The sequence below is a fragment of the Thalassospira sp. A40-3 genome (assembly GCF_015871485.1).
In the GTDB taxonomy this organism is placed as follows: domain Bacteria; phylum Pseudomonadota; class Alphaproteobacteria; order Rhodospirillales; family Thalassospiraceae; genus Thalassospira; species Thalassospira tepidiphila.
Map to the genome: position 1 here is coordinate 1,664,904 of NZ_CP065428.1, position 14,829 is coordinate 1,679,732.

Here is a 14,829-nt window from a genome sequence, read left to right on the forward strand (position 1 = left end):
CTTCTTAAATCGGGTTTGTTTTGGTGGTCGCGCCAAAGCCGCTGATAAATTGATAAAGGTTTTCTGCAAGTGTTTCACTAACATAACCACCTTCCTGCACCAGAACGGTCGGGCAGGAAAGGGTGCCAATCTTTTCGCCGATCCGGGCAAAACCATCCGGGCTGACCGTCAATCCGCCAAACGGATCATCGCGTGATGCATCAAGGCCAAGCGCGATGACAACTGCATCCGCACCGAAATCGTCGATCCTTGCCAATGCCCGGTCAAGCGCATCAAGAAACACCGCATCACCACTGCCAAGGGGCAGGGGTTGATTATGGTTAAAGCCAAGCCCGTCCTGTGCGCCAGCTTCCTCGGCATGGCCCCAATAGAACGGATAAAAATCCATCGGATCTGCATGGATCGAAAGGGTCATGACATCAGACCGGTCATAGAAAATATGCTGGGTCCCGTTGCCATGATGCAGATCGACATCAAGGATCGCGACCCGGTCATATTTCGCACGCAGTTCCTCGGCTGCAATCGCACTGTTGTTCAGGTAACAAAAGCCGCCGGCGATATTGCCACTGGCATGGTGTCCCGGCGGGCGGCACAGGGCATAGGCGGTCTTGGCCCCCTGATCACGCACATGGCGGGCGGCGGCAATTGCGGTTTGCGCGCTGGCATAGGCTGAATGCCATGTGGTGCGTGATACAGGGCAGGATGTATCGCCAAGGTGAAAGCCCGCCTTACCCGCAGGATGGCGCGGGTAGGGGCCAGTGCGATCAAATGGGTGGATGTTTGGAATGACTTGTTCTGCACCCCCGACATCCTGCCATTCATCGTGAATGGTCTGCAGGAAGTTCAGATATTGCGCATCGTGAATGGCGGCAATCGGGGCCAGCCCGGCATCACTGGGGGCATGAAGATCAAGCCCCAGACGCCCGACCGCACCGCGCAGGATTTCCGCACGTTCAGGGACTTCGGGGATCGGCTTTTTTTCGCCCGCGACAATGAATGTTTTGCCATGATGACGGAGCTGATCGTCTGAGAAATAGGCATGCATCATCTTTGCCGCCTTTCACGTGATGTGGTCAAACGGTGGTGGCTTTATCGGGGCTGCTGTCAGAAGGCGACCTTGTCGCCGCCTTTCAGGCCCAGGATCGCGCGCGCCTCGTCCGGGGTTGCGATTTCAAGCGACAACCCGTCAAGCACTTCGCGGATTTTGCGCACTTGCGATGCGTTGTCCGGCGCGAGCTCGCCCTTCTTGATGTAAAGGTTGTCTTCAAGCCCTACCCGCACATTGCCGCCCATCGCGGCCGACATGCTGCCAAGCGGCATCTGATGGCGTCCCGCACCCAGAACAGAAAACTGGTACTGATCACCAAACAGCTTGTCTGCGGTGCGTTTCAGATGCGCCAGGTTATCGGGATCGGCGCCAATGCCGCCCAGAACGCCCAGCACGAACTGGATGAAAATCGGTCCCTTGATCAGGCCGCGATCAACGAAATGCGCCAGGGTATAAAGATGGCCGACGTCATAGCATTCAAACTCGAACCGGGTGCCATTGGCATCCCCCAGTTCGGCCAGAATGGTTTCGATGTCTGAAAACGTGTTCTTGAAAACAAAGTCGCGGCTGCTTTCGAGGAATTCCGGTTCCCAGTCATGTTTCCATTCACTGCGACCGGCAAGGGCCGGGAACAGGCCGAAATTCATCGTGCCCATGTTCAGCGATGCCATTTCCGGGGCGGCTTCGCGTGCCGCCCGGATGCGGTCACGAACATTCATGTTCATGCCGCCACCGGTGGAAATGTTGATTACCGCATTGGTTGCGGCTTTGATCTTTGGCAGGAACTGCATGAACACGTCCGGATCCGGGCTTGGATACCCCGTTTTGGGATCACGCGCATGCAGATGCAGGATCGATGCCCCGGCATTGGCGGCATCAATCGCCTGCTTTGCGATTTCATCGGGTGTGACCGGCAAATGCGGGCTCATGGACGGGGTATGAACCGATCCGGTAATCGCACAGGTGATGATGACTTTGCGGCTCATGCGAAGGCTCCTGCGCTCTCGAGTTCGTCTTGCAGTTCGCTCAATGCCTTGCGCAGCGGCACAAGGATATCGGCAAACTGTTCCTTGGTAATCGTCATTGGCGGGCAGACCATAACATGATCACCGCGATACCCGCCGCGTGTGCGCCGCCAGTAAATGATCAGGCCCATGTCATAGGCGATATCAACCAGTCGCGCTGCCGCCATGTGTTTGGGATCAAGTGGTTCCATGCTGTCGCGGTCTTTGACCAGTTCAACCGCCAGCAACAAACCCTTGCCACGCACATCGCCGATCATTGCGAAATCATCGGCAAGTTTGGTCAATTCATCCTTGAGTGCAGCACCATTGGTCGCAGCATTTTCAAGCAGATTGTCTTCTTCAATCACATCAAGGACACCATTACCCGCCGCACACGCCAACGGGTTGCCGGCATAGGTATAGCCATGAATAAACCCGCCATGATCAAGAACCGGACCCACGATCCGATCCGGTGCGATCATCGCACCAAGCGGCGCATAACCGGCGGCCAATCCCTTGGATACGGCAAGGATATCGGGCACGATGCCCCAATGCTCGGCGGCGAAATATTTGCCGGTACGCCCGGCCCCCGTCATAACCTCGTCATAGATCAGAAGAATGCCGTACTGATCGCAGATCTCGCGAATGCGGCTATAGTAACTGTCGGGGGCGACAAGCGCGCCGGTGGCCGCCCCACCGACTGGTTCCATAATGAAACCAAGAACGGTTTCCGGGCCCTGTTTGATGATTTCGGCTTCAAGCATGTTGGCATATTTGATGCCGCGCTCATGATCGCTCAGATCATCACGATCCAGATAGCATGTCGGTGCGGGAATTTTCGGCTGATCGACCATCATCGGGGCAAATGGCGCATGCATCGGCGTATAGCCGGTGATGGCAAGCGCACCCAGGGTCGCACCATGATAGCTCGGAAAGCGTGAGATGATTTTCGTGCGCTGTGCCTGGCCTTTGGCCAGTGCATATTGACGGGTAAGCTTGATGCAGCTTTCAACCGCCTCCGACCCGCCAGAAACAAAGAATACGCGCTCAAGATCGCCCGGTGCGCGGTCGGCAAGGCGGATGGCAAGGTCTTCGGCCGCGTCATTTTCGAAATGCAGGCGATAGGCGAAGCTGGCCTTTTCAAGCTGCTTGGTCATGGCGGCGATCACGCGCGGGTCGCTATGGCCGATATTGCTGACCATGGCACCGCTGGACGCATCCATATAACGTTTGCCATCGACATCCCACATATAAACGCCTTCTGATCGTTCGATCAGCGGGCGGCGGGACCGGCTTTGATAAAACAGACGGGATTCCCGGTTATGTCCGACGGGGCTTTTGGGATCATGCGTCATTCTGGTGGCTCTCCTGAACCGGCGGAGGATTAATCCTGATGGCCGGGTAACAACACACAATTACGGGCCGCGATATGCATGAAGATATCGGCCCCTTCCTTATGGGGGTGGGCATCAATCGGGTTGATGACCTGCCAGTCGCGGCCATTGGCCTCGACAAAGTAACGGGCCTGTTGGCCCAGATAGTCAACGGTTTTGACCTTGCCGGGGATGGAAATCACGCCATCGGTGGCGCGGTTTTCTTCGGAAAGATCAATTTTCTCGGCCCGGATCACGGCGCGAACGTCTTTTGAATTCTTTGCCTTGGCGGTTTGTTCGTCCGTGGTCAGCAATGTCTCCCCACTTTCAAGTGCGACTTGGGTAAAGGCGGCATCGGGGCTTCCAAGGTTGGCTTGGATGATATTGGAATGACCAAGGAAGTCGGCAACAAAGGCCGATGCCGGATTGTTGTAAACTTCTTCGGGCGCGCCTTCCTGTTCGACAAAGCCATTATTCATGACAACCAGCTTGTCGGACATGGCAAGGGCCTCGGACTGGTCATGGGTGACGAACACGGTGGCGACACCAAGCTCGCGCTGGATGCGTTTCAGTTCCACCCGCATTTCTTCGCGCAGATTGGCATCAAGGGCCGAAAGCGGTTCATCAAGCAGCAATACATCCGGCTCAATCACAATCGCACGCGCGAGCGCAATACGCTGCTGCTGGCCACCGGAAAGCTGATTGGGATAACGGTCTGCAACATGCGGCAACTGAACTAGATCAAGCGCCTTGTTGACCTTATCAGCAATGTCGGCCTTCGACACCTTGCGGTATTTCAGGCCAAAGGCGATGTTGTCAAAGATCGTCTTGTGCGGGAACAGGGCATAGTTCTGAAACACGAGGCCAAGATTGCGCTTGTGGATCGGCAGGCTGTTGACCCGTTTACCGCGGATCAGAAGATCCCCTTCTGTAATATCGGTCAGACCTGCAATCATGCGCAGCGTCGTTGTCTTGCCACAGCCCGACGGACCGAGGAAAGTTACAAAGCTGTTGTCCGGGACGGTCAAATCAATGCGTTTGACGGCTGTGAATTCACCAAACCGTTTAACGACATTGTGCAGTTCAACAGCGTTTTGTCTGTCTGCCATTGTTAAATACCCTGTCTGAATTGCGCCGCACCCGTCATAAGGCGGCAAGTCTGTCCTGGCCGGTTGTGCACGGCCAGGACACAGTTTCAGGCAAGCAGGCGGGGCTTAGTAGCCGCGCTGCACACGCGAGAACGTTTTCGACCAGTCAGCTTCGTTTTCATTCCAGTACGCCGGATCAAAGAAGCTAAGCGACGAAAGTGTTCCACTCGGATCAAATGCCGGCAGGGTCGGGATGACCTCGCCCAGTTCGATCTTCTGCGGATCAAGGGCTGGCGGATAGCTTTGACCTTCGGCAACGGCAATCGCCACTTCTGGCTCCAGCATGAAGTTCAGAAGTTCTTCACAGGCCGCCATCGGGCTGCCACGCAGCACAAACAGGCATTCCTGCCAACCAAGACCACCGGCCGGATCAAGATAACCGATGTCATGGCCCTGATCCTGCAGCGCCTTGATGCGGCCTGACCAACCCTCGGTGACATAGATTTCTTCTTCGGCCAGAAGGCTCATCAGTTCCGCCCCCGAAGACCAGTATTTCAGCGCAAGGTCGCGGTGCGCACGGACCATGTCCCAAACAGCTTCGATATCCTGAATGTTGTTCGGGTCCTGATCGGACTGCATTGCGCCGTACCAGATACGGGTTTTCCATTCGCCCCAGCCGCCGATTTTGCCTTTATAGGCTTCATCAACCATCAGCTTGGCACCCTTGGCCTTGGCTTCGTCGTCGCTGATATATTTGCGGTTATAGGCAATGCCGGTGGTGCCGTAATCATACGGAACCGCTGAAATCGTGCCGCCGGTGATCTTGCGCAGGGGCTCGACCAAGGTCGGGATGACGTTCTTCAGGTTCGGAATGTTGTCTTCATTGAGTTCGGACGTCAGTTCCAGACCGTGATAACGCGCATAGTCAAACACGCCCGACAGGTGGGCGAGGTTGAATTCGCCCGGCTGGCTGGCCTTGACGCGAGCAATATATTCGTCCGCACCGCCAAAGGTGCCCGATACCACTTCAATGCCGGTTTTCTTGGTATAGGGCGCAAAGGCATATTTTTCGAATGCCTCGGAAACAACGCCGCCCCAACCGTCAAAGCGGACCTGTTCCGGGGTTGCTGCCATCGCCTTGCGCGCCAGCATGCCCATCGGACCGCCGGTGACCCCGGCAACAACGCCGGCCGCACCCAGTGCGGTCAGGAAAGTGCGGCGGTTGATATCGCCGTCGCGATAGCGATTAAGTAGGCGTTCATAACGTTTGGTATCGTCCATTTAAGGCCTCCTGATAAAACGATATATCCGTTGATCGGTCTTGTTGTTGGTCGTTGTATTCTTGGTGTTGTTCTTGGTTTTGGCGGTTGTCCGCATTGTGCAAAAGGTTATTTGGATGCGCCCACCTTGCGCATGGCCATGACCCGCGCAATCGATGCCGCCACAAGTGGCAGGGCAATGGTGAAGATCACCATCACAGCCCCAAGGGCGTTGATTTCCGGGCTGATCGAGTTGCGCAGCATGGCAAAGATCTGGGTCGGGACGGTTTCAACACCGCCCGGCTTCCAGAACAGGGTGCCGGTGATGTCATCAAACGAAATGGTAAAGGCAAACAGCATCCCGGCCATGACGGCGGGCAGCATCAAGGGCAGGGTCACTTCAAAGAAGGTCTGCACAGGTGTCGCGCCAAGGCTCATGGCGGCTTCTTCGACGTCGCGGCGGATGGAGACAAGCCGCGCCTGAACCACCAGCACCACAAAGGGCAGGGTAAAGACCACATGGCCCATCAACAGAAGCCCAAAGCTCTTTGGCATCGACAGGAACTGCAGGAATAGCAGGAGCGCCACAGCCAGAACGACTTCCGGGATCAGGATTGGGGCAACCAGAAGGGTCGAAATGGTCCGTTTCCCGGGAAAATCGTATCTGACCATGGCAAGAGCTGCGAGGGTGCCAAGCGTTGTCGAAATGGCGGCTGTCAGCACGCCAAGCAGAAGCGACGTCTTGAACGCCCGCACAATCGCGTCATTGTTCCAAAGCGCTTCAAACCAGCGGAGGGAAAAACCCTCAATCGGGAAACTGCCGAACTGGTTGGCATTGAACGCCAACAGAATGACAACCGCCACCGGCGCAAACAGGAACAGATAAACAAGGATCGTGGCAATTCGAATGACGGACCAACCGGACATCATTTGCTGCTCCCTTACTTGAAACTCTTGGCGATCTGATCGATGCCGAGATAGCGGGTGTAAATGACGACCAGTGCGCCCAGAAGGGCCAGCAGCACGAGCGAGAGTGCCGAGCCAAGCGGCCAGTTGAGCTGTGTCACGATGGCTTCGAACACAAGGTTGGCAAACATCGCATCGCGCGGCCCACCAAGAACGATCGGGGTGATATAGGTGCCCGCTGCCAGAACGAAGCACAGCAGTGATCCCGCCGCCAAACCCGGCATGGACAGTGGCAATGTCACTTCGCGGAAGGCCTGAAAGCCGGTACAGCCAAGGCTTTGGGCGGCTTCGGTCAGGTTCTTGTCGATGCCATCAAGGCTGACATAGACATTGAGGATCATGAAGGGCAGCAGATAGTGCACAAGGCCCAGAACCACGGTCTGCTGGTTATACAACATCTGGATCGGGTCATCGATGATGCCGATTGATATCAAAAGGGTATTAAGCGCCCCGGATGTGCCCAGAATATTGATCCACGACATCGTTCTGATGATGTAGCTGATCCAGAATGGCAGCATCAGCAAAAGCAACAGGAACGCCTTGGATTTCATCCGCGTATTGGCAACGAAATAGGCCGGGATATAGCCGACAAACGCGCAAATAACCGTGGTGTAAAAGGCAATCAAAAGGGTCTGGAACAGGATGTCGCGATAAAACCGGTCGCCCAGAACTTCAATCCAGTTATCCAGATAAAAGCCGACCTGATCCGCACCGGTCGCGGTCCGCAACCAGAATGAATAAACGACAATGAACAGCATTGGCACAATCAGCAGCAGGCTGATGGTTGCCAGTGATGGTGATAGCAGTACCCACGGAGTCCTGCGGGCTCCGGCGACATCTGCGGCCATTTGTGCCTCCCGTTATTGTCTGCGGTCAGTGCCGCACCCGGTTATTTGGCCGTGAAGAAATTTGTTGGAGGCATTCCAACCCAGACTTGCACATAGCGCAAATAGATAAGTAGAATAGATCTCATAGCCATTATCTATGTGTGGTCCCGGAAATGTCGGAAAGGTCAGCAGAATGAACGAGTTAATGCGTCGGCAGTTCGACTGGAACCTGCTGCACACCTTTACCGTTATTGTCGAGGAACGCTCGATCACCGGGGCGGCCAACCGGTTATTGCTGCGCCAACCCAGTGTCAGTAACGCGCTCAAACGGCTTGAAGATCAGATTGGCGCGCGCCTGATTGACCGTGAACGCGGCCGGTTTGAAGTCACCGAACAGGGATTGGCGCTGTATCACGAATGCCGCGAAATTTGCGGTGCCATCGGCCGATTGTCTGATGTGATGTCTGATAGCGGCAATCAACTGACCGGGCACTTGCATATGTGGCTGGCCAGTCATGTGGTGTTCCCACCCCTTGATGATGCCCTGTTTGAATTCAATCGCGCCCACCCGGAAGTCACCTATGAAATCGATGTCGCGACCTCGGTCAATGTCGTCGATCAGGTGCTGTCACAGCAGGCCAGTTTTGGCATCTGTCTGGTCAAGGAACGCCATCCCAGACTGGAATATCGCCGTTTGTATCGCGAACATTTCGGCTTTTTCTGTGGCCCGACCCATCATCTGTTCGGTCAAAAGGACCTGACCCTGGCCGATTTGCGCCGCGAGGCATTCGTATCATTCGCGACCGACCAGCTCAGTGATGCACTGGCCCCGGTCGCGGTCCTGCGCGCGCAGGAAGGCATGAAGGGCAAGGTCGTCGCCGTCAGCCCGCACCTTGAAGAAGTCCGTCGCCTGATCAATGCCGGGCTTGGCATTGGGCCGTTGCCGATCCACGTTGTACAAAGTGCGACCGACCGTGGGCAGCTTTGGCGCTTGCCGCCCTATATTGACCCGCCAGCGATTGACATTTATCTGGTGACCAACCCGCGCATGTCGCTTAGCCGGGCGGAACGGTTCTTTATCGAAAACCTGACTGCGCGGCTGGATGCGGCGCCGGACGGCTATTTTGTCTATCCATAGGGCGTAAATTCGTCGGATCACGCCATTGGGACTTGCCACCGGGCAGGGACTTGCGCAAGCATGCGGGCAAATTGAAGTTTGTTGTCAGGAATAAACATGAAGCTGATCTATTTTTCATGGGTCAAGGACCGCATCGGCATGGCGGAAGAGGCCATTGATCTTCCAGATACCGTCAAAACGGTTGCCGACCTGCTGGCATGGCTGCCCGCTCGCGGAGAAAACTTTGCCAATGCCCTGGCGGATCCGGCGATCATTCGCGTCGCGGTCGATCAGGAATATGCCACGCCTGAAACCGACGTGACAAAGGCGACTGAAATCGCTCTGTTCCCGCCGGTTACAGGCGGGTAATTCATTCCTCATACAAAAGGGCGCCTTGTTTCCAGGGCGCCCTTTTAATCATCAGACTATTTGATCAGCTTAATCCGCCACAGACGCCGTCTGGGTCAAACTGTCAAAGAACTCCTTGCGGCCCAGGGTGCCGGTCACCTTGCCATCGCGGGTCAGGATCACCGGGTTCTGGGTAATGGATCGCATCTCGATCAGATCCTTCAGCAGCACATCCTCCTGCGCGACAAAGACAATCGAGTTGTCGGTTGCGTCCAGTTCATCGGGCAGGGTGCCGTCATAATTGATCAGCTTAAGCTCGCCGCGTTCGCCATTGTTGGCCGAGCGGACAACGCCATCCTGCAAAGTGACGCGGATATTGGCGTCTTCGAGCAGGAACTCGGTATTTCCGGATTTCTGATCGCTATCAAGGCGATGCATGATCGCCCGTCCGCGCAGGATATTGACCGGGTTCATATGCGCCACAAAGTCGGCAACATATTCGTTGGCCGGGCGAAGGGCGATGTCTTCTGGCGTGCCGTGTTGCACGACATAACCACCTTCCATGATGGCAATCGAGTTGCCGAGCTTCATGGCTTCATCAAGGTCGTGGCTGACAAACAGGATGGTTTTATTGAGCTTCTCCTGAAGGTCCAGCAACTCGTCCTGCAGACGGTTACGGATCAACGGATCAAGGGCCGAGAACGGTTCATCCATCAGAAGGATCGGGGCATCCGTGGCAAAGGCGCGCGCCAGACCAACACGTTGCTGCATGCCGCCAGACAGTTCATGGGCATATTTGTTTGCCCATTTATCCAGTCCAACAAGGGCCAGTTTTTCACGCACGATCTCACGGCGTTCGGCCGGACCCATACCGCCCAGTTCAAGGCCAAAGCCGACATTGTCTTCAACCGTTCGCCACGGGAACAGGGCGAATTGCTGGAAGACCATGGCGACACATTCGCGGCGCAACTTGCGAAGGGTGGCGCCGTCACATTTGGTGACGTCTTCCATCCAATCGCCATCACGTACCCGAAGCGAACCACGTGATACAGCGTTAAGCCCATTCACGCAGCGCAGAAGTGATGATTTGCCTGAACCGGACAGGCCCATCAGGACGCATATCTCACCCTGAGGCACATTGAAGGTCACATCGGCGACACCAAGGACATTGTTGGTGGCCGCAGCGATCTCTTCGCGGGTTTTGCCTTCGTCCAGCAGTTTCAAGGACTCTGCCTGACGATTACCAAAGATCACGTCGATATTTTCGAATTCAACAGCATTGCTCATGATCACTGCCCCGACTTTTCTTTGTGGTCACGACGGCAGATGCGGTCCAGCACGATGGCCAGAATCACAATTGCCAGACCGGCTTCAAAGCCTTGTGCGATATTCACCGTATTGAGCGCACGCACAACCGGCTTGCCAAGGCCGTCTGCCCCGACTAGGGCTGCAATCACAACCATCGAAAGCGACAGCATGATGCACTGGGTCAGGCCTGCCATGATCGATGGCATGGCTGATGGCAATTCAACCTTGAACAGCAACTGGCGCGGCGTGCAGCCAAAGCTTTCCCCGGCTTCAAGAAGGGATTTCGGCGTGTTGGAAATGCCAAGATGGGTCAGGCGGATCGGGGCGGCAATCGCAAAGATCACGGTCGAAATAAGACCGGGAACAACGCCAAGACCAAACAGGATCAGGGTCGGGATCAGATACACGAATGTCGGGATCGTCTGCATCAGATCAAGGACCGGGCGCATCGCCTGATGCAGCCACGGGCGGTGGGCGGATGCCACGCCAAGCGGCACACCGATCAACATGCAAAACAGCGTCGCATAGATCACCAGTGCCAGCGTTTCCATGGTTTCTTCCCAATAGCCAAGATTGACCACCAGCAACAGGGACAGAACCGTAAACGCCGTTAGTTTCCATGATTTATGCAAGACAGCGGCAAGCGCCCCAAAGACCGCAATGATCAAAAGGGCCGGCAGCCACACCAGAAAATCGATGGTGTTTTCAATAATGAATTCGAGAACATCCGAAACGGTATAGAAAACGAAATCGGCATGTTCGTTCAGCGCATCCATCAGGGACGATATCCACTGTCCCAGCGGAATCTTCGTTTCCGTGAGCCATTCCATGCGAAAAAATCCGTTCAATGAGAATTAAGAAAAATACATCCGATGCGCCCGCATCGGCCGGAAGTCACAAATGGAAACCAGCGGCGGGCGCATCGGTAAAATCAATCGCGGTGCTTAAAGACCAAGACCGGATTTCAGGGCTGCTTTGGCATCGCCACCGTCAAAGGTGGTCACACCGTCAAGCCATGCATAAGCTGCATCCGGGTTGGCTTTGAGCCATGCGGTTGCGGCTTCTGCCGGGTCGGTCCCTTCGTTCAGGATCGCGTCCATGATTTCGTTTTCCATGGCGAGGCTGAATTTCAGGTTGGTCACGAATTTACCCGCATTCGGGCATTCGTCGGTGTAACCGGCACGCAGGTTGGTGTGAACAGTCGCACCGCCAAAGTTCGGGCCAAACACGTCATCGCCACCATCAAGATAGGCCATGTCGTATTTCGCATTCATCGGATGCGGTTCCCAACCGAGGAAGACGATGAACTGATCGCGCGAAGATTTGCGGCTCACCTCAGCCAGCATGCCCTGTTCGGAGGACTCAACAAGCTCGAACTCGCCCAGACCGAACTGGTTGCTGTCGATCATGTCCTGGATCAGACGGTTACCGTCATTGCCCGGCTCGATGCCATAAATCTCGCCATCAAGCTGATCCTTGAACTTGGCAATGTCAGCAAAGTCCTTAAGACCCGCATCAAAGGCGTTCTGGCTCACAGCAAGGGTGTATTTCGCACCTTCAAGGTTGGCGCCGGTCGACACAACGGTGCCTTTATCAAGGTAGGGCTGAATATCGGCTGCCATGGTCGGCATCCAGTTGCCGAGGAAGACGTCAACGTCGCCATTGGCAAGGCTCGTGTAGGTGACCGGTACCGACAGCAATTCGGTTTCCGCGGTATAGCCAAGTGATTCAAGAATCACGGATGCGGTCGCCGTGGTTGCAGTGATGTCGGTCCAGCCCACATCAGAGAAAGTCACGGTTTTGCAGGCATCGCTATCGGCTGCTTTGGCAGCAGTGGCACCCAGAAGGGTGGTCGCAATAATGGTGCTGCCAAGAAGGCGGCCGAACGTGGAAAGATTGGTCATGCTTCTGGTTCTCCCTTGTATAAACCTGATGTTGCTGATGACCGGATTTGGCCGGTCATCAGAAGACGCTCGGTTCCGGAGGCCAGACGAACATCAACGCAACAAACATGTCGCCAACACTCGCCCAGAGCCATCAACCACATTCCCCTGAATGGGTGTGATGGGCCGGAATAATCACAAAAACAGCCGCATAGCCGCGCAGCAAAGGCCAAAAGCCCTGAGAAACGCGCCGCATATGTCGGCGTGTTTTTATTGATTGATTGTTCAATTAAATTACAGCATATTCACGAGACGTCAATTGCGAAGGATTAAAAACTGCGTCTTATGCTGTTGCACCGGCGTTAAACCCTTCGCAACGCAGAGGATTGGATGAATTAATGCCCAAAGTTGGTATGCAGCCTGTACGCCGCAGGCAGTTGATCGACGCAACGATTGAAACCATTCACCAGCACGGATTCGCTGATACGACGATTGCGCGTATTGCGAACACTGCGGGGATGTCGTCCGGGATTATTTCGCACTATTTTGGCGGCAAGAACGCCCTGTTGCAGGAAACCATGCGCTCCCTGATGAAGGATCTGCGCAATGACTACATGGTGCGACTGGCAACGGCCAAAACGCCGATGGACCGTCTCGAAGCGATCATCAATACCAACTTCAACGAAGAACAATTCACCCCGCAGGTGACGGTGGCTTGGCTGTCTTTCTGGGCGCAGGTGCCGTTTTCCGATCAGTTGCGGCGTCTGAACAATATCTATTTTCAGCGCCTTGCATCCAATCTGCGGCACGAGTTGCGTCAATTGACCACCGAAGAATGCGCAGATGAAATCTCGTCTGCAATTGCCGCCATGGTTGACGGCATCTGGGTGCGAACCGGTCTGTCACGCGGGCAGGCCGATATTGCCGGGGCGCGCAAGATGGTGCTGGGCACTTTGCGCCTGTATCTGGCGAATTCGCCCAGTCCGGCAAAGTGTCCGAAAAAGCACGCAAAGAAGTAATCGAACCAAACAAAAAGACCACGGCTGCCGGTTGCCCCGGTGGCCTGCAGGAGTTTTAAGATGAGCCTTTATCAAATCCAGAATTTCATCAACGGCAAGAAGACTCAGGGTTCGGGCGCAGAGATGGTTACCCTTAACCCTGCGACCAACACGGTTCTGGCCAAGGGCCACGAAAGCACCGCTTCTGATGTTGATGCCGCGGTCAAGGCCGCACGCGCAGGGTTCGAAATCTGGAAAAACACACCAGCTGCCGAACGGGCGCGTGTCCTTTTCAAGGCTGCCCAGATCCTGCGGGATCGGAATGATGAACTGGCACTGGTTGAAACCCGTGATACCGGGCGTGCCATTCAGGAAACTGAAATTGTCGATGTGATTTCGGGTGTCGAATGCCTTGAATATTTTGCCGGTGTGGCTGGCAGCCTTGCGGGCGAACATATCGACCTTGCCGGCAACTTTGCCTATACCCGCCGCGAACCGGTTGGGGTTTGTGGTGCCATCGGTGCCTGGAACTATCCGATCCAGATAGCCTGCTGGAAGGCGGCCCCGGCATTGGCATGCGGTAACGCGGTTGTCTACAAACCGTCCGAAACCACGCCGCTTTCGGCCATTGCGGTCGCCGAGGCCCTTCAGGAAGCTGGTCTTCCTGATGGCGTTTACAACGTCGTACAGGGCGCGCGCGAAAGCGGTGCGGCGCTGGTTGAACATCCCGGCGTTGACAAGATTTCCCTGACCGGATCGGCCGCAACCGGTGCCAAGGTGGCCTCTGTTGCCGCAGGTGGCATGAAGGCCGTCACCATGGAACTGGGTGGCAAGTCGCCGATGATCGTGTTCGAAGATGCCGATCTGGATAACGCTGTTTCCGGTGCACAGATGGCGAACTTCTATTCATCGGGTCAGATTTGCTCGAACGGGACGCGTGTGTTTGTCCATGAAAGCGTTGCCGATGCCTTCATCGAAAAGCTGATCGCGCGTTCCAAGGGTCTTGTTCTTGGCGATCCGGAAAAACCTGAAACCCAGGTCGGCCCGATTGTCACCAAGGCGCAGTATGAACAGGTCATGTCCTATATCGAAAAGGGCAAGGCAGAAGGTGCCAAGTGCGTTCTTGGCGGCCATGCCGTCACCGAAGGCATGCCAGAAGGCGGACTTTTTGTTGCCCCGACCGTGTTTGCCGATTGCACCGATGACATGACCATCGTGCGCGAGGAAATCTTTGGCCCGGTAATGTCTGTCCTGACCTTCAGCGACGAAGACGAAGTGATCAAGCGCGCCAATGACACCGAATACGGTCTGGCGGCTGGTGTGTTCACCAAGGATCTGTCGCGTGGTCATCGCGTGGTCGCACGGCTTGAGGCCGGCACATGCTGGATCAACACCTATAACATTACGCCGATCGAAATGCCGTTTGGCGGTGTCAAGAAATCTGGCGTTGGCCGCGAAAACGGCCGTGCGGCGATTGAATACTACACCCGCATCAAATCCGTTTATGTCGAAACCGGCGATGTTGAGGCCCCTTACTAAGGGGCTTTGACCAACCAACGTCGCCAACCACTCACCGGCTGCCCACACAGCACGACCAAACAAGGGATCAG

The 14,829-nt window shown here is 55.5% G+C and carries 14 protein-coding genes; 4 read left to right on the forward strand and 10 right to left on the reverse strand.

The window, feature by feature from the left end; genetic code table 11:
* Window positions 1–4 precede the first annotated feature (4 nt).
* The 7 genes from IT893_RS07440 to IT893_RS07470 all read right to left on the reverse strand — a co-directional run bounded on the left by IT893_RS07440 (window position 5) and on the right by IT893_RS07470 (window position 7,586).
* Window positions 5–1,048 (reverse strand): histone deacetylase family protein, encoded by a 1,044-nt coding sequence (locus tag IT893_RS07440; protein WP_197147358.1) that lies wholly within the window; start codon window positions 1,046–1,048, stop codon window positions 5–7.
* A 56-nt stretch (window positions 1,049–1,104) separates the two neighbouring features.
* The gene (locus IT893_RS07445) at window positions 1,105–2,034 is read right to left on the reverse strand and encodes a 3-keto-5-aminohexanoate cleavage protein (RefSeq protein ID WP_197147359.1); all 930 of its coding nucleotides are present in this window, start codon (window positions 2,032–2,034) and stop codon (window positions 1,105–1,107) included.
* Window positions 2,031–3,407 (reverse strand): aspartate aminotransferase family protein, encoded by a 1,377-nt coding sequence (locus tag IT893_RS07450; RefSeq protein ID WP_197147360.1) that lies wholly within the window; start codon window positions 3,405–3,407, stop codon window positions 2,031–2,033. The genes IT893_RS07445 and IT893_RS07450 overlap by 4 nt, the downstream gene beginning before the upstream one ends.
* Window positions 3,408–3,436: 29 nt before the next feature.
* A complete protein-coding gene (locus IT893_RS07455; RefSeq protein WP_197147361.1) occupies window positions 3,437–4,534 on the reverse strand; it encodes an ABC transporter ATP-binding protein in 1,098 nt (365 codons plus the stop codon).
* 105 nt (window positions 4,535–4,639) lie between these two features.
* Window positions 4,640–5,794 (reverse strand): extracellular solute-binding protein, encoded by a 1,155-nt coding sequence (locus tag IT893_RS07460; RefSeq protein WP_197147362.1) that lies wholly within the window; start codon window positions 5,792–5,794, stop codon window positions 4,640–4,642.
* Window positions 5,795–5,901: 107 nt separating this feature from the next.
* Complete coding sequence (locus tag IT893_RS07465) at window positions 5,902–6,702, reverse strand: ABC transporter permease (RefSeq protein WP_083952803.1); 801 nt, start codon at window positions 6,700–6,702, stop codon at window positions 5,902–5,904.
* An 11-nt stretch (window positions 6,703–6,713) separates the two neighbouring features.
* On the reverse strand, window positions 6,714–7,586 hold the full coding sequence (locus IT893_RS07470) for an ABC transporter permease (RefSeq protein ID WP_008891863.1): 873 nt from the start codon (window positions 7,584–7,586) through the stop codon (window positions 6,714–6,716).
* A gap of 172 nt (window positions 7,587–7,758) precedes the next feature.
* On the opposite strand from IT893_RS07470, the gene IT893_RS07475 reads away from it, so the two are divergent.
* Both IT893_RS07475 and moaD read left to right on the forward strand, forming a co-directional pair.
* The gene (locus tag IT893_RS07475; protein ID WP_129542731.1) at window positions 7,759–8,703 is read left to right on the forward strand and encodes a LysR family transcriptional regulator; all 945 of its coding nucleotides are present in this window, start codon (window positions 7,759–7,761) and stop codon (window positions 8,701–8,703) included.
* Between the two features lie 96 nt (window positions 8,704–8,799).
* The gene (gene moaD, locus IT893_RS07480) at window positions 8,800–9,051 is read left to right on the forward strand and encodes a molybdopterin converting factor subunit 1 (RefSeq protein ID WP_064782023.1); all 252 of its coding nucleotides are present in this window, start codon (window positions 8,800–8,802) and stop codon (window positions 9,049–9,051) included.
* A 69-nt stretch (window positions 9,052–9,120) separates the two neighbouring features.
* Here moaD and choV read toward each other — a convergent pair whose 3' ends face one another.
* The 3 genes from choV to IT893_RS07495 all read right to left on the reverse strand — a co-directional run bounded on the left by choV (window position 9,121) and on the right by IT893_RS07495 (window position 12,242).
* Entirely contained in the window at window positions 9,121–10,317 is a 1,197-nt protein-coding gene (gene choV / locus IT893_RS07485) for a choline ABC transporter ATP-binding protein (protein WP_064790463.1), read from the reverse strand.
* Between the two features lie 2 nt (window positions 10,318–10,319).
* Window positions 10,320–11,168: a choline ABC transporter permease subunit gene (gene choW, locus IT893_RS07490; RefSeq protein ID WP_008891859.1), complete on the reverse strand. Its 849-nt coding sequence runs from the start codon at window positions 11,166–11,168 to the stop codon at window positions 10,320–10,322.
* A 114-nt stretch (window positions 11,169–11,282) separates the two neighbouring features.
* Complete coding sequence (locus IT893_RS07495) at window positions 11,283–12,242, reverse strand: choline ABC transporter substrate-binding protein (protein WP_063086929.1); 960 nt, start codon at window positions 12,240–12,242, stop codon at window positions 11,283–11,285.
* Window positions 12,243–12,619: 377 nt separating this feature from the next.
* On the opposite strand from IT893_RS07495, the gene betI reads away from it, so the two are divergent.
* Window positions 12,620–13,240 carry a transcriptional regulator BetI gene (gene betI / locus IT893_RS07500; RefSeq protein ID WP_197147363.1) on the forward strand — a complete coding sequence of 207 codons (621 nt, stop codon included), beginning with the start codon at window positions 12,620–12,622 and terminating at the stop codon, window positions 13,238–13,240.
* Between the two features lie 60 nt (window positions 13,241–13,300).
* Window positions 13,301–14,758, forward strand: coding sequence for a betaine-aldehyde dehydrogenase (betB, locus tag IT893_RS07505; RefSeq protein WP_197147364.1), 1,458 nt, complete (start codon window positions 13,301–13,303; stop codon window positions 14,756–14,758).
* The last annotated feature ends 71 nt before the right edge of the window (window positions 14,759–14,829 follow it).